This is a genomic window from Streptomyces sp. NPDC027189, from assembly GCF_055566975.1.
In genome coordinates this window covers 864-15,724 of sequence record NZ_JBVHRI010000059.1, presented here as the reverse complement: position 1 = coordinate 15,724, position 14,861 = coordinate 864, and the positions used below count along the sequence as shown (strand labels likewise).

Below are 14,861 nucleotides of genomic sequence, written 5' to 3'. Positions count from 1 at the left end.
TCGACCGTCACGCCCGGGCCGCGGTTCCTCGCGACCCGTACGACGTCCTCGCGGAACTCTTCCGGATAAGGCTTGGGCACAGCGACATCCTTCCCCCCCGCCCTACAGGGCAAGCCAGTTCAGATGTCACCCGATCGTGCATCAGACCCAGGCGGATGGGGCCAAAGAGCGCTGAGCGACTCGCGCGGCTCCTCGGGCCTGCTCAGAAGGATTCCTAGTGCCGCATCAAGCAACGTTCGCCCTGGTGAGGAACCAAGCCAACACAGCCACGCCGATGGGTAACGCAACAAGGTAGCCGACGAGGATACCGACGCCCGGATCAGCCAGCGCAGGAAAGGCCCAGTTCACTGCTGCAGCCACGAGCAGTCTCACCGTTGCCAGCGCAAGGAGAGCGGCAACAACAGCAAGCCGACGCGGCGGGCCCGCCCCGCGGTACAACTCAGCCGCAGGCCCGATCGCGATCAGGCCCGTCACGAGGCCGACGAGACTGGTGTCGGGCAGCCACCCGAACGGCCACCCCACCAAAGCGACCAACCCGGAGAAAGCGAGGCCGACCAGTTCCAGCGCGACGGTGGACACTACCGGGTCCCACGAGCGGCGTCGGATCGAGCCGCTCCCACTGTCCTTCTCATCGGCCACGTCGTCAGAGTAGCCATCGACAGGGCGAACGTTGCCTGATGCGGCACTAGTATCCGTCGCGGATGGGTTGATCATGCTCATTGCGGCCCGCTGCTAGTGTCCGGGTGCGTGAATGGCAGCGTGTACGTGGGGAACGCCGGCAAGGACGCAGCGCTCGACCGGGGTTGGCTCCTGGGGCACTTCAAAGGTGCTGGCGACCCTCGGCACAGTTCGGCCGTGGAGATCAAATGGGGCGTTCACCTGTGCGGTGATGAGCGAGCGGAGTGGGTGAAGGGCGAGGAACGAACAGCTCTCCTGGTCCTCATCAGCGGGCGCTTCCGCGTTGAATTCCGCGGCCGCAGTGTCCTCTTGGAACGGCAGGGTGACTACGTCGTGTGGGGGCACGGAATCGATCACTCCTGGTTCGCCGAGGAAGAATCAGTCGTGTTGACAGTTCGGTGGCCCTCCGTGCCCGGTTATGCGGTGTCGCAGACGGATCCGGCACCAGGGCACGGCTGACCTCAAACACTGGGCACAGTCACACGCGAAGCAAGATTCTTTCGACGTTCGCGGATCTACCTGCGATGCGCTTCCTAGTCGAGCGGGTTCGGCTCGATGTCCACTCGATCGGTGTCGAACACCCTGCCCTTTGTCGAACACCCTGCCCTTTAACGTTGGCTTAACGTCGGCGGGCGGACGATCACAGCAGCGAACAGGAACCGATAGATCGCGTTCATGCGCGCGTGTTCCTCGCCTTTCTCCAGCCTCGTCCAGTTGGCTTCGGCCTCTGGTCCGGCAATGCCCTCCAGGACAGTGATCGGCCGCTTGACGGTCCTCCGTTGCCGCTCCTTCATGCGTTTGATGATCGGCGCTCGCATGGCCTGGAAGTCGGCGGTCCTGAAGTCGTCATCGTTGAGCCACAACTCCTTCAGTTCCTGCAGCTTGGCCCGGTCCCTCTCGTCCGCGACCACGTCAGCTTCCGCGCGCGTAGTCGTGGCGGGCTCGTAACCCGAGGTGTCCAGCTTGGTCAGCACCTTGATCGCCACGTCGCGGACGAATTCTTCGAGGGGTTCTGCCAGAATCGAGCGATTACATTTCCGCTGATCGGTGGCATCGGCATTGGTGCACCGGTAGTTGGCACGCCGGCCGCTGTGCGAGCCGGCCATGCGTGCACCACATGCGCATGTCACTACTCCGCGCAGAAGGTAGTACCGGCTCGGCCGCTTCTGCTTGCCCTTGGCGCGCGCGGCTCGAAACTCCCTGAACCGTTGGACCTCGTCCCACTGGCCACGGTCGATGATGGCGGGCCACGCGCCGACTCCCACCTCTACGCCCCGGTGGATCCGGATGCCAGCCACAAAGTTGGACGACAGCACATGGCGAACGTTCTCAGGCTGCCATGGCTTTCCCTTGGCTGTGGGGATTGAACGTGCAGTGAGGTCCTGAGCGATCCCCTCCGGTGATTCACCATCCAGGTAGCGGCGGAAGACCTCGCGCACGATCTCCGCCTCCTTCTCGATGACCGCACGGCCGTCGCTGGTGTAGCCGTACGGACGATGGCCCACATGGGGCTCGCCCACGCGCGCCTTGTCCGCCAGAGCGTCTTTGATCCTTCGAGACGCATCGTCAGAGGAGCGGCAGGCATGTGCCACTTCGATGCGGAGGATGAACCGGTCGTCCGGGTCTGACAGATCGCGTCGGTTCGCTTCTCCGTGCAGGAGGACGCGCTTGTCGTCGGCTATGGAGAGCAACTCTTCGAGATCCCTGGGCTGCCTCATGAGGCGGTCGGGGTGGTAGACGATGACGTGCCGGATCTCTCCCTCCCCCATCGCCTTGAGCATCTCTTCCCAACCTGGCCGCTTACGGTTGCGCTGCCAGGCGGAACGGTTGTTGTCCACGTAGACATGGGACGACTCGACACGGAGTTGAAGCCGCTCGGCAGTCACCCGGCAGATGCGTTCCTGCCGGTCGACTCCGGTCTGATCGTCGTCCTTGGTGTGCGAGATGCGGCAGTAGATGGCTGCGGACTCGCCTGGTGTGATCGCGTTCCTGCCTAACTTCGGTTGGCTCATGCCGAATACCGTATTAGCCGGGTATGACATCACCGTCCCGCAGAGCCCCCAGGTGTGCCCGGAACCCACGCCGGGGGTCATCCACGCCCACGACATCGTCGTACGCGCCACACGCACCGGCGGCCGCGACCGCGAACCCGGCGGCAGTCCGGACCCGCGCGGCCCCGAGCGCCGCTCCCACGGCCGCCGCGGGGCCCGCGTACAGCTCGACGGTGCGCCCGGCGAAGTTCTTGCGCTCCCAACGGGCGGGCCCGCCCGGCGTCTTGGAGCGCAGGGCGGCGATTCCCGCTCGGGTGGCCACCGCAGCCGTGCTGAATGCGGCACCGCGACCCACAAACATGCTCATCCCGGAACCCTAAGGGTCCCGCGGAGCGGGCCGGATACAGGGACCATGGAACGGTCGGCAGGGGCGGTGGGCGGGAAACCCGCCGCGGAGCGGCGGAGACCAGACCGCGGGGCGGTCAAAGCCACACCGCGGGGCGGTCAAAGCTCCGGCGCGGGGCGGTCCAAGCCCCGCCGCTGAGCGGCGACGAAGAAGGCCCTCCGACGGCTACCCGTCGGCCCGAGCCGTGGCCAACAACTCCTCCGCATGCGCCCGAGCCGTCTCCGAGTTCTCCTGCCCCGCCAGCATCCGGGACAGCTCACGGATCCGGTCCTCGCCCTCCAGGACCTTGACCCCGGACCGGGTCACCGACCCGTCGTTGGTCTTCTCGACGAGCAACTGCCGGTCGGCGAACGCGGCCACCTGCGGCAGATGAGTGACGACCACGACCTGCGCGGTCTTCGCGAGCCGCGCCAACCGCCGCCCGATCTCGACCGCGGCCTTGCCGCCGACCCCCGCGTCGACCTCGTCGAACAAATACGTCGGCACAGGATCCGTACCCGCGAACACGACCTCCACCGCGAGCATCACACGCGACAGCTCACCGCCCGATGCCCCCTTGGCGATCGGCCGCGGCGGCGCCCCGGGATGCGGGGCGAGCAGCAGCTCGACCTCGTCGACGCCGGCGGGCCCGTACGCGACCGTGCGCCCGCCAACCCCCACACCCTCCGGGTCGTCGGTCTGCCGGATCTCGAACGACACGCGCGCGTGCGGCATGGCGAGCGAGGCCAGCTCGGCGGTCACGGCGGCGGCGAACCGCTCGGCGGCCTCCGTGCGGGCGTCCGTCAACGCCTGGGCGAGCCCGCCCAGTTCGGTCCGCAGCGCGTCCCGCTCGGCGGTCAGCTCGTCGTTCCGCTCGTCGTCGCCGTCGAGCTCGGTGAGCCGTGCGGCACCCTGCTCGGCCCACGCCAGCACGGCGTTGATGTCCTCGCCGTACTTCCGGGTCAGCTGGGTGAGCGCGGCCCGGCGCTCCTCGACCGCCGCGAGCCGCAGGGGATCGGCGTCGAGGTCGTCGGCGTACCCCGCCAGTTCGCCCGCCACGTCGCCCAGCAGAATCCCGATCTCCCCGATCCGCCCGGACAGCGCGGCCAGGGCGGAGTCGTGCGACCGTACGGCCTCCAGGGCACGGTGCGCCCCCGCGACGAGCGTGGTGGCGTCGATGCCCTCCGGGTCCTCGGGATTGCCCGCGAGCGCGGCGTGCGCGGCCGTGGCGGCCGACGCGAGCGCCTCCGCGTGGCCGAGGCGCTCGGCCTCGGCGGCCAGCTCCACGTCCTCGCCCGCCCGCGGCTCGACCGCCGCGATCTCGTCGAGCCCGAAGCGCAGCATGTCGGCTTCCTGGGCCCGCTCACGCGCACGCGTGGTGATCTCGTCCAGCTCGGCCGAGATGGCGCGCAGCCGCCGGTAGGCGCCCGCGTACTTGGCGAGCGGCACGGCGACCGCGTCGCCCGCGTACCGGTCGAGCGCCTGCCGTTGCCGGGACAGCTTGAGCAGCCCCTGCTGGTCGGTCTGCCCGTGCACGGCGACGAGCTCGTCGGCGAGCTCGGCGAGCACACCCACCGGCACGGAACGCCCGCCCAGGTGCGCCCGCGACCGCCCCTCGGCCGAAACGGTACGGCTGATCAGCAGCGCCCCGTCGTCGAGCTCGGCTCCGGCCTCCTCGGCCCGTACGACGGCCGTCCCGCCCGTGGGTACGGTGATCCGCCCCTCCACGACCGCGCTCTTGGCGCCGATCCGTACGAGGGCCGGGTCCGCGCGCCCGCCCAGCAGCAGCCCGAGGCTGGTGACCACCATCGTCTTGCCCGCGCCGGTCTCACCGGTCACGGCGGTGAAGCCGGGCGACAGCTCGACGACCGCGTCGTCGATGACTCCGAGCGACCGTATCCGCATCTCCTCCAACACGGACACGACCTTACGAGGTCGGGGCCCGGGTGTGCGACGGGCCCCGCCCCGCCGCCGCGAAGGCGCAGGTGACAAGGCCCCACAAAGAGGCCGTTGTCACCCGCGGGAGTGGGCTGCCGTACAAGCCGTCGTACGTCTAATGCGGCGCCCCGCGCCACCCGGAAACCGGCAAAGCGAACTTCGCCACCAACCGATCGGTGAACGACGCATGGTGCAGCCGAGCCAGCCGCACCGGCACAGCCCCCCGCCGCACCTCCACCCGCGCCCCCGGCGGCAACTCCACCGTCCGCCGCCCGTCGCACCACAGCACACCCGGCGGAATGTGCGGCAGCACCTCCACCGCGAGCACGGAGTCCGGCGACGTCACCAACGGCTTGGCGAACAGCGCGTGAGCGCTGATCGGCACCATGAGCAGCGCCTCGACCTCCGGCCACACCACGGGCCCGCCCGCGGAGAAGGCGTACGCCGTCGAGCCGGTCGGGGTCGCGCAGACGATGCCGTCGCAGCCGAAGCCCGTCACCGGCCGCCCGTCGATCTCCAGCACCACTTCGAGGAGCTTCTCGGCGGACACCTTCTGCACGGCCGCCTCGTTCAGCGCCCAGTCGGTGTGCACGATGTCGCCGTTCTGGTGCACGACGACGTCGACGGTCATGCGCTCCTCGACCTCGTACGCCTTGGTGACGACCCGGTCGACGACCTTGTCGAGGTCGTCGCGCTCGGCCTCCGCGAGGAAGCCGACGCGGCCGAGGTTGACGCCGAGCATCGGCACCCCGGAGGCGCGGGCGAACTCGGCGCCGCGCAGCAGCGTGCCGTCACCGCCCAGTACGATCAGCAGTTCGCAGCCGTCGAGGCACTGTGGAGTCGCCTCCTTGACCAGCTCCACCTCGCCCGGCAGCGGCAGGTCGGCCGCCTCCGCCTCCAGCACCCGTACGCCGATCCCGGAGCGCAACAGCCCCTGGACGACCAACTCGGCGCTGCGGATGGCTGCCGGCCGCCCGGTGTGGGCCAGCAGGAAAACAGTACGAGCTCGGGTCTGTGTCAACGCGGCCCCTCCGCCACTGCACGGTCAACGTCGGCCGGGTCGAGTTCGGGTGCCCCGGCACGCAGCCACAGAAAGTACTCGACGTTGCCCGAGGGTCCGGGCAACGGGCTTGCGGTCACACCCTGCACTCCGAGCCCCAGTTCCCGGGCTCGTTCGGCCACTCCGCGCACGGCCTCCGCGCGCAGTTCGGGGCTGCGTACGACACCGCCGCTCCCCAGTCGTTCCTTCCCCACCTCGAACTGCGGCTTCACCATCATCACCAGGTCGGCATCCGGCGCCGCGCACCGCACCAGGGCGGGCAGCACCAGTCCGAGCGGGATGAAGGACAGATCCCCGACGACAAGATCCACGGGCTCCCCATCGATCGCCTCCAACGTCAACTCGCGTACGTTCGTACGGTCCTTGACGGTGACGCGTTCATCGCTCTGAAGAGACCAGGCGAGTTGTCCGTAACCGACGTCCACGGCCACGACATGGGCGGCGCCCGCGCGCAGCAGTACGTCGGTGAAGCCTCCGGTGGACGCTCCGGCGTCCAGCGCGCGCCGGCCCTCCACCTTGAGCCCCTGGGGCACGAAGGCCGCAAGGGCGCCCGCGAGCTTGTGCCCGCCGCGCGACACGTAGTCGGGGTCACTGTCGTCCTGGGTGACCACGATCGCGGCCGCGGTCTCCACCTGCGTGGCGGGCTTGGTCGCGAGGGTCTTGCCGACGGTGACCCGCCCCGCGGCGATCAGCTGGCTGGCGTGCTCGCGCGAGCGGGCGAGCTTCCGGCGGACCAGCTCGGCGTCGAGACGGCGGCGTGCCACTCCTGCCACGTTTGGTTCAGCTCCTGCGGTCGTACGTCGTTGGGGGCGCCGGAGGTCCCGGGCGGGCGTCGAGCGCGGTGAGCGCGTCGCGCAGCCCCCGGTGTACATCCTCGTACACCTCGACATGTCCGTCCGTGGCGAGGTGGTCGGCATCGGCCAGCCGGTCGAGCTGGGCGTCGACGTCGGCGTTGCCGGTGGGCGTGCGGTCCACGTTCAGCGGAGCCGGGGCGGCGGGGTCGTACGAGGGTCCGACCGCGAGCCCGGCGCCCGGCTCACCGTCCGGCTCGGGTCCGGCCGCGGGGCCGGCCTCGGGTTCGAGTTCGGGCACGGGCCCGGCCGCGGGTACGGGCCCGGCATCCGGTTCGGAGGCAATGCCGGGATCCGGTGCCCGCACGTCCTGCCGCACCTCGGTCTCCGGCAACGAGTCGCTCATGCCCCGACGCTACCGCGAAGCGCTGCGGTACCGTCGATCACGATGGCGACGATTGAGGAGTGCCGCACCGCACTCGACAAGCTCTCGGACAACCTTGCGGGCGCCGAAGGGGACGTACGCAGCGCTGCGGCCCTGGACCGCTCGCTGAGTTGCCGTATCACCGACCTGGACATCACCTTCGTGGGCCGTCTCAAGGACGGCCGGATCGAGGTGCTCGACACGCTCCAGGGCCCGCCCCGCGAGAAGGCCCAGATCCGGCTCACGATGAAGGGCGACGACCTGGTCTCTATGGTGAACGGCCACCTGAACTTCGCGAAGGCCTGGGGCTCGGGCCGGGTGAAGCTGGAGGCGGGCCTGCGGGACCTGTTCCGCCTCAGGACCCTTCTGTAGCCGACTCAGCCGATCCGGGTACAGCTGATGATGCCGCTGCCGACACAGCCGATACCGACGCGGCCGTACGCGCCTTGCGTGCCGCCGGCACCACCAGCGGCGTCCCCGTCTCCGGGTCGTCGATGACCTGGCAGCGCAGGCCGAAGACCCGCTCGACCAGCTCGGCCGTGACGATGTCGTTCGGCGCGCCCTCGGCGATGACCTCACCGTCGCGCAGGGCGATGAGGTGGGTGGCGTACCGGGCGGCGTGATTGAGGTCGTGCAGGACCGCGACCAGCGTCCGACCCTGCTCCTCGTGAAGCTCCGCACACAGGTCGAGCACGTCGATCTGGTGCTGGATGTCGAGATAGGTCGTCGGCTCGTCCAGGAGCAGCAGTGGGGTCTGCTGCGCGAGCGCCATCGCGATCCACACGCGTTGCCGCTGACCGCCCGACAATTCGTCGACATAGCGATCGGCGAGCTCGGCGACCCCGGTCGAGGCCATCGACTCCCGCACCACCCGTTCGTCCTCCGTCGACCACTGGCGCAGCAGCCCCTGGTGCGGATAGCGGCCCCGGCCGACCAGGTCACCGACCGTGATCCCGTCCGGCGCGACCGACGACTGCGGCAGCAGTCCGAGCGTGCGGGCCACCTTCTTCGCCGGCATCGACTGGATGACCTGCCCGTCGAGCAGCACCCGCCCCTCGGAGGGCTTCAGCATCCGCGAAAGGGCACGCAGCAGCGTGGACTTGCCGCAGGCGTTCGGGCCGACGATCACGGTGAAGGAGTTGTCGGGGATCTCCACCGACAGCTTCTGGGCGATGACACGCTGGTCGTAGCCGAGGGTGACGTTGTCGGCGGACAGGCGGTTCACAGTCGTAGCGCTCCTCTTGGTGTTCAAATCCGGCCTGCCTTGCGCTCGGTGACAAGGAGCCACAGCAGATAGACCCCGCCCAGGACTCCGGTCACGACGCCGACGGGCAGCTGGTCGGCGCCGAAGGCCCGCTGGGAGGCCCAGTCCGCGACGATCAGCAGGGTCGCGCCCATGCACATCGACGGCACCAGGTTCGGTCCGGGCGACCGGGTCAGCCGCCGGGCCAGCTGCGGCGCGGTGAGCGCCACGAAGCCGACGGGACCCGCGGCGGCGGTGGCGCCCGCGGTGAGGAGCACCGCGGCCAGCATCAGCAGCAGCCGCGTCCGCTCGACCCGCACTCCGAGCGCGTACGAGACGTCGTCACCCATCTCCAGCATGCGCAGCCCCCGCGCATTGCCCAGGACGAGCGGCACGAGGACGGCGCACATGACGAGCAGCGGCCAGACCTGGTCCCAGTCACGGCCATTGAGCGAGCCGGTCATCCAGACGACCGCGCGGGCCGCGTCGACGATGTCGGCCTTGGTGAGCAGATAGCCGTTGACCGCCGTGACGATCGCGGAGACACCGATGCCGACCAGGACCAGCCGATAACCGTGCACGCCCCGCTTCCAGGCGAGCAGATAGATGGCGAGTCCGGTCACGAGACCGCCGACGAGCGCCCCGAGGGCGACCTGGTTCGCGCTCCCCGAGAACAGCACGATCATCACAAGAGCGCCGGCCGTCGAGCCCTGCCCGAGGCCGAGTACGTCCGGACTGCCCAGCGGATTGCGGGAGATGGACTGGAAGAGCGCCCCGCCGAGCCCGAGCGAGGCTCCCACGAGCAGTCCGACGAGAACCCGCGGCAGCCGCAGGTCGTTGACGATGAACTCCTGGCTCGCGCTGCCGTTGCCGACCAGCGTCTTGAGGACGTCGACGGCCGGGATCGGGAAGTCGCCGGTGCCGATCAGCACCACACTCGCGGCAAGCGCGGCCACCAGCAGCAGCACGACGACGGTGAACGCCCGGACGTCGAGCCGGACGGAGAGACCGCCGGGCGTGCGCACCGACCGGATGACGGGAGTCGGCTTATCTGTGGTCGTCCGTGTGGTCACAGCTGCGCCGTCCTCCGCCGTCGTACGAGATAGATGAAGACCGGACCGCCCAGGACCGCGGTGACGATGCCGACCTGCAGCTCCGCGGGCCGGGCGACCATCCGTCCGAGCACATCGGCGCCGAGCAGCAGCACGGGCGACAGGACGGTGGCGTACGGCAGGATCCAGCGCAGGTCGGGCCCGGTGAAGGACCGTACGACGTGCGGGACCATCAGCCCGACGAAGACGATCGGCCCGCAGGCGGCGGTCGCGGCACCGCACAGCACGGTCGCGGCGGCCATGGACAGCGCGCGGGTGCGGTTGAGGTTGGCGCCGAGCGCGCGGGCGGTGTCGTCGCCCATGGCCACGGCGTTCAGCGGCCGGGCGAGAGCCAGCGCGACGATCGTGCCGACCGCGAGGAAGGGCAAGACCTGCTTGATGGTGGTGTCGGTGGCCGACGCCAGCGAGCCGACGGTCCAGAACCGCATCTTGCCGAGCGCCGCGTCATCCATGATCATCACGGCCTGGAGGTAGCCGTAGAGAGCGGCGCTGATCGCGGTGCCCGCGAGCGCGAGCCGCACCGGCGTCGCACCCCGGCTTCCGCCCAGGAACCAGACCAGGGCACCGACCGCCGCCGCCCCGAAGAAGGCGAACCAGACGTAGCCGCTCAGACTCGTGACGCCGAAATAAGTGATGGCGGTGACGACCGCGGCGGACGCGCCCGCGTTGATGCCGAGCAGTCCGGGGTCGGCCAGCGGATTGCGGGTGAGCGCCTGGAGGACGGCACCGGACAACCCGAGCGCGGCGCCGACCAGCAGCCCGAGGACGGTCCGGGAGACCCGGTCGGCGACCACGACGTCGGCGTACGTCCCCGAGTCGTGGAACAGGCCGTGCCAGACCTGATCCAGTGGCAGCGCCTTCGCGCCGATCGCGATACTCGCCAGGGCGACGAGCACCAGGACACCCATGGACGCGAGGAGCCCAAAGGCACGTATCGCCCGGCGGGTTGGGGGCGCGGGGGCGATCTCCGCGCGCTGTTCGGGAGGACTGTCGACCAACACGAGGTTAGGTTAGCCTACCCTCGCATCCCGACTCGATGCTCCATCACCGCTGATGAGCCGCCGAGTGTCCGATCAAGTCACTGGTGAGCAGTCGATTGCCGGAGCCGTCACTAGCTCGGGCCATCGTCGGCTCATCGGCGACTGTCCGGGCGCTCGGGCGGGCGGCTCATCGTGACTGTCCAGGCGCTCCGGCGACTCATGGACGCCCGAATGCCCGAGCAGTCGCCGATGAGTCGTCGACAGCCCTGCCGCCGGCTGCCCGGGTGTGCTCAAAGCCCCAGTCGCGCCAGCGCCTTCCCCCCGTCCAGCTCGCAGGTGCCCTCCCCGGCCGCAGTCCACGCCGCCGCGCACAGCGCCCGCAGCCCGTCGAGGGCCTCTCCGTCGCCCTCCAGCTCCAGCCTCCCCCAAGCTCTCGACTGCCGAGCAGAGGAGACCCCCATGCCGCCGGCCGCCGCCGTCCAGCCGCCGCAGCGGAACCCATCGCCCGCCTCGACGACCTCCGGCTGCCCGGTGAGCAGACCGCGCAGATCGGCGTCGACGTACGTCGGCCGGTGCTGCGGCGGCGCCGCGAGGAGCTGCGCGCCGTCCGTCACACCGGTGAGCACGAGCAGCGAGTCCACCTCTCCGTTGAACGCGCCCTCGATGTCCGTGTCCAGCCGGTCGCCGACCACCAGCGGCCGCTTCGCCCCGGTCCGCAGGATCGTCTCGCGGTGCATCGGGGGCAGCGGCTTGCCCGCCACCTGCGGCTCGGCGCCGGTGGCAATGCGGACGACCTCGACCGCCGCGCCGTTGCCCGGAGCGATGCCCCGCGCGCTCGGGATCGTCAGGTCGGTGTTGGAGGCGAACCACGGCACCCCGCGCGCGATGGCGTAGCACGCCTCCGCGAAGCGCCCCCAGGGCAGGTCGGCGCCGCCGAACCCCTGGACGACCGCCGCCGGATCGTCGTCGGCAGACTCGACCGGTTCGAGCCCGCGCTCGCGCAGCGCGAACCGCAGCCCGTCCCCGCCGATGACCAGCACGCGCGCGCCCGCGGGCACCTGCTCGCTGATGAGCCGGGCGGCAGCCTGTGCCGAGGTGATGACGTCGGAGGCCTCTGTCGGTATCCCCAGCTCCGTCAGGTGCTCGGCTACCACGTCCGGAGTACGCAGCGCATTATTCGTGACATATGCGAGGTGCATACCGCCCGAGCGGGCCCTGGCCAGGGAATCCACGGCGTACGCGATCGCGTTACCACCCGCGTACACCACCCCGTCCAGATCGAGCAGCGCCGTGTCGTACGCCTTGCTCAGGGCCTGGTCACTGCCCTCGGGCCGCGTCCTGACGGTCTGGCTCATTCCACATCGCTCCTCGTTCGATCGCTTTCCCCCGATCATCGCGCATGCCACTGACGCACTTACGATGCCTGAATGAACTATGCAGGTCCCGAGGAGGAAACACCGGCGGGCAGCGGCCTCGAACTGACCCCGTTCCGAGGCCTGCGCTACGACCCCGACCGGGTCGGCAGCCTGGCCGCCGTGACATCCCCGCCGTATGACGTCATCGTGCGGCCCGACGGCCTGCTCGAACTCGAATCCGCCGACCCGCACAACATTGTCCGGCTGATCCTCCCCCAGGACGGCACCCCCACCGCTCGCAACCGGCAGGCGGCCGAGACCTTGAGCCGCTGGCTCTCGGAAGGCGTCCTGACGACCGATCCCGAGCCGGGCCTGTACGTGTACGAACAGCGCGACGGCGACCTCCTGCAACGCGGCGTCATCGGCGCCCTGCGCCTGTCCGAGCCGTCGGACTCCGTCGTCCTCCCGCACGAGGACGTGATGCCGCACATCGTCGCGGACCGCGCGGCCCTGATGCGCGCCACTTCCGCCAACCTGGAACCCCTGCTGCTGACCTATCGAGGCAACGGTTCCCGGGTCGGCACGGCCGCCGTCATCGAGCGCACCGCCGAACGTCCGCCGTTGCTGTCGACGACCACGGAGGACGGCGTCAGCCACCGCCTGTGGGCGGTCACCGATCGGGCCGAGCTGGCCGAGATCCAGACAGATCTCCTCCACCACCAGGCACTCATCGCTGACGGCCACCATCGCTGGGCAACGTATCTGCGTCTACGCGCGGAGCACCCGTCTCCCAGCCCCTGGGACTTCGGTCTGGTCCTCCTGGTGGATACCGTGCGCTTTCCGCTGCGCGTCCGCGCGATCCACCGGCTGCTGCACCGGCTGCCGGTCTCCGACGCCCTGGCCGCCCTCACGGACTCCTTCCGGGTACGCCACCTCGACCTTCCTCTCTCCAAGGCCCTGGAGACCCTCTCCGTAGCGGCCTCCGAAGGAAACGCCTTCCTCCTCGCCGGCGACGGCGCCTTCCACCTGGTCGACCGTCCGGACCCGGACCTGCTCGCCCGTACGATCCCGGCCGAGCGCCCCGAGGCCTGGCGCACCCTGGACGCGACGGTCCTGCACGCCACGCTCCTCGACCACATCTGGGGCATCCCGGAGGACTCGCCCGAACACATCGCGTACATCCACGACACGACCGCCACGGTCGAGAAGGCGGAGCGCGACGGCGGCACGGCCGTCCTGATGCACCCGGTCCACGAGGAGGTCGTACGCGATCTCGCCCGCCAGGGCGTCACGATGCCCCGCAAGTCGACGTCGTTCGGCCCCAAGCCGGCATCCGGGCTGGTGCTGCGGGGTCTCGCGCTCTAGAAACGCCGACGGGCGGCGGGACTCCTCCCGGAGTCCCGCCGCCCGTGTGCTTCTCAGTACGCCAAAGCGTCAGCTCTGAGGAACGTCGTCCTCGGAACCGTCCTCGTCGTCGCCCTCGCCATCGGCCGGGGCCCGCGCAGCCTTCGGAGCCTCGACCTCGACCTCGTCTTCGTCTTCGACCTCGTCCTCGACCTCGGTCTCAAGGTCGGTCTCGGTCTCGTCCTCGACGAGCGCGTCAACGAACTCGACGCCGTCCAGCTCCGCGAGCCGGTCGGAGGCGTCCGTGCTGCCGTCCTTGTCCGACTCGACGGCCTTGGCGAACCACTCGCGCGCCTCGCCCTCACGACCGGCCGCGAGAAGTGCGTCGGCGTACGCGTAGCGCAGACGCGCGCTCCAGGGCTGCACGGAGTTCGACGCGAGCTCCGGGCTCTGCAGGGTCACGATGGCGGCCTCCAGCTGCCCCATGTCCCGCCGCGCACCGGCGGCCACGAGCCGCATCTCGACCTGACCGGCCTTGTCCAGCTTCTGCACCTCGGGCGCGCCCGCCATGTCCAGCGCCTTCTCGGGCCGCCCCAGACCGCGCTCACAGTCCGCCATGACGGGCCACAGCTCCACGCTGCCGGTCATCCGACGCGCGGCCCGGAACTCGGCGAGAGCCTCGCTGAACTTCTGGTTCGCGTACGCGGCGAAACCGGCAGCCTCGCGTACAGCGGCGACGCGCGACGCCAGCCGCAGGGCGATCTTCGAGTACGCGTACGCACCCTCGGGGTCCTCGTCGATGAGCCGGGCGACCATCACCAGGTTCCGGGAGACATCCTCGGCAAGCCCCTTGGGCAGGCTCTGGAGTTCCTGCCGTACGTCCTTGTCGATCTCCTCGCCCGTGACGTCATCGGGGATCGGCAGCCGCTTGATCGGCTCACGGTCACGGTCACGGTCACGGTCACGCTCGTCACGGAAGCGGCCGCCACCGCGCCGGTCGTCGCCCCTGTGGTCGTCACGGCCGCGGAAGCCGCCGGGGCGCCCGCCCCGGTCGTCACGACGCGGCCCTCCGCGTCCGCGGTCGTCGCGGCCACGGAAACCGCCGCCCCGGCTGTCGTCACGGCGGTCATCGCGCCTCTCGTCGCGCCTGTCGTCACGACGGAAGGCCGGACGGTCGCTCTCGCGCCGGTCGTCGCGGCGGTCGTCGCGGCGGAAGTCGCCGCGGTCACCACGGTCGTCGCGCCGGAAGCCACCACGATCGCCACTGTCACGACGGTCATCACGACGGAAACCACCACGGTCATCGCCCCGACGGTCATCACGCCGGTCATCACGCCTGTCATCACGGCGGAAGCCGCCGCGATCACCACTGTCACGACGGTCGTCGCGGCGGTAAGCCGGACGGTCCCCGTCGCGACGGAAGCCCCGGTCGTCTCCCCGGCGATCGTCGCGCCGGTCGTCCCTGCGGTCGTCGCGGCGGAAGTCGCCGCGGTCACCACGGTCGTCGCGCCGGAAGCCACCACGATCGCCACTGTCACGACGGTCATCACGACGGAAACC

General features: G+C 70.2%; 14 protein-coding genes and 2 pseudogenes. 4 read left to right on the top strand and 12 right to left on the bottom strand.

Going from position 1 to position 14,861, the window contains the following annotated elements; all coding sequences use genetic code 11:
- Positions 1–225: 225 nt before the first annotated feature.
- Positions 226–639, bottom strand: coding sequence for a hypothetical protein (locus tag ACZ4RZ_RS49555; RefSeq protein ID WP_467754240.1), 414 nt, complete (start codon positions 637–639; stop codon positions 226–228).
- 108 nt (positions 640–747) lie between these two features.
- On the opposite strand from ACZ4RZ_RS49555, the gene ACZ4RZ_RS49550 reads away from it, so the two are divergent.
- The gene (locus tag ACZ4RZ_RS49550; protein WP_467754238.1) at positions 748–1,137 is read left to right on the top strand and encodes a cupin domain-containing protein; all 390 of its coding nucleotides are present in this window, start codon (positions 748–750) and stop codon (positions 1,135–1,137) included.
- A 149-nt stretch (positions 1,138–1,286) separates the two neighbouring features.
- On the opposite strand, the gene ACZ4RZ_RS49545 is transcribed toward ACZ4RZ_RS49550, so the two are convergent.
- The 6 genes and pseudogenes from ACZ4RZ_RS49545 to ACZ4RZ_RS49520 form a co-directional block, all read right to left on the bottom strand.
- Positions 1,287–2,690, bottom strand: coding sequence for a recombinase family protein (locus ACZ4RZ_RS49545; protein ID WP_467754237.1), 1,404 nt, complete (start codon positions 2,688–2,690; stop codon positions 1,287–1,289).
- 16 nt (positions 2,691–2,706) lie between these two features.
- Positions 2,707–3,036 (bottom strand): annotated as a pseudogene (locus tag ACZ4RZ_RS49540) (hypothetical protein); the annotation flags it as partial.
- A 204-nt stretch (positions 3,037–3,240) separates the two neighbouring features.
- On the bottom strand, positions 3,241–4,959 hold the full coding sequence (recN, locus tag ACZ4RZ_RS49535; protein WP_467754243.1) for a DNA repair protein RecN: 1,719 nt from the start codon (positions 4,957–4,959) through the stop codon (positions 3,241–3,243).
- Positions 4,960–5,107: 148 nt separating this feature from the next.
- Positions 5,108–6,013, bottom strand: a complete 906-nt coding sequence (locus tag ACZ4RZ_RS49530; protein ID WP_467754236.1) for an NAD kinase — start codon at positions 6,011–6,013, stop codon at positions 5,108–5,110.
- Positions 6,010–6,825, bottom strand: a complete 816-nt coding sequence (locus tag ACZ4RZ_RS49525) for a TlyA family RNA methyltransferase (protein ID WP_467754235.1) — start codon at positions 6,823–6,825, stop codon at positions 6,010–6,012. The genes ACZ4RZ_RS49530 and ACZ4RZ_RS49525 overlap by 4 nt, the downstream gene beginning before the upstream one ends.
- Before the next feature lie 7 nt (positions 6,826–6,832).
- Positions 6,833–7,144: a hypothetical protein gene (locus ACZ4RZ_RS49520; RefSeq protein ID WP_467754242.1), complete on the bottom strand. Its 312-nt coding sequence runs from the start codon at positions 7,142–7,144 to the stop codon at positions 6,833–6,835.
- 147 nt (positions 7,145–7,291) lie between these two features.
- Between ACZ4RZ_RS49520 and ACZ4RZ_RS49515 the strand changes: the two genes are divergently transcribed.
- Entirely contained in the window at positions 7,292–7,639 is a 348-nt protein-coding gene (locus tag ACZ4RZ_RS49515) for an SCP2 sterol-binding domain-containing protein (protein WP_467754234.1), read from the top strand.
- Here ACZ4RZ_RS49515 and ACZ4RZ_RS49510 read toward each other — a convergent pair.
- The 4 genes from ACZ4RZ_RS49510 to ACZ4RZ_RS49495 form a co-directional block, all read right to left on the bottom strand.
- Positions 7,623–8,555: an ABC transporter ATP-binding protein gene (locus ACZ4RZ_RS49510; RefSeq protein ID WP_467754233.1), complete on the bottom strand. Its 933-nt coding sequence runs from the start codon at positions 8,553–8,555 to the stop codon at positions 7,623–7,625. The two genes, ACZ4RZ_RS49515 and ACZ4RZ_RS49510, sit on opposite strands and share 17 nt — an antisense overlap.
- The gene (locus ACZ4RZ_RS49505) at positions 8,516–9,583 is read right to left on the bottom strand and encodes a FecCD family ABC transporter permease (protein WP_467754232.1); all 1,068 of its coding nucleotides are present in this window, start codon (positions 9,581–9,583) and stop codon (positions 8,516–8,518) included. The genes ACZ4RZ_RS49510 and ACZ4RZ_RS49505 overlap by 40 nt, the downstream gene beginning before the upstream one ends.
- On the bottom strand, positions 9,580–10,623 hold the full coding sequence (locus ACZ4RZ_RS49500; RefSeq protein WP_467754230.1) for a FecCD family ABC transporter permease: 1,044 nt from the start codon (positions 10,621–10,623) through the stop codon (positions 9,580–9,582). Before ACZ4RZ_RS49500 ends, ACZ4RZ_RS49505 begins: the two co-directional genes overlap by 4 nt.
- Before the next feature lie 269 nt (positions 10,624–10,892).
- Complete coding sequence (locus tag ACZ4RZ_RS49495; protein WP_467754229.1) at positions 10,893–11,957, bottom strand: HAD hydrolase-like protein; 1,065 nt, start codon at positions 11,955–11,957, stop codon at positions 10,893–10,895.
- 72 nt (positions 11,958–12,029) lie between these two features.
- Here ACZ4RZ_RS49495 and ACZ4RZ_RS49490 point away from each other — a divergent pair, with 72 nt between their 5' ends.
- Positions 12,030–13,322 carry a DUF1015 domain-containing protein gene (locus tag ACZ4RZ_RS49490; RefSeq protein ID WP_467754228.1) on the top strand — a complete coding sequence of 431 codons (1,293 nt, stop codon included), beginning with the start codon at positions 12,030–12,032 and terminating at the stop codon, positions 13,320–13,322.
- A 69-nt stretch (positions 13,323–13,391) separates the two neighbouring features.
- Here the strand turns inward: ACZ4RZ_RS49490 and ACZ4RZ_RS49485 are convergent, their stop codons facing one another.
- On the bottom strand, positions 13,392–14,225 hold the full coding sequence (locus ACZ4RZ_RS49485) for a tetratricopeptide repeat protein (protein ID WP_467754241.1): 834 nt from the start codon (positions 14,223–14,225) through the stop codon (positions 13,392–13,394).
- 84 nt (positions 14,226–14,309) lie between these two features.
- On the opposite strand from ACZ4RZ_RS49485, the pseudogene ACZ4RZ_RS49480 reads away from it, so the two are divergent.
- A pseudogene (locus tag ACZ4RZ_RS49480) lies at positions 14,310–14,861 on the top strand (hypothetical protein); the annotation flags it as partial.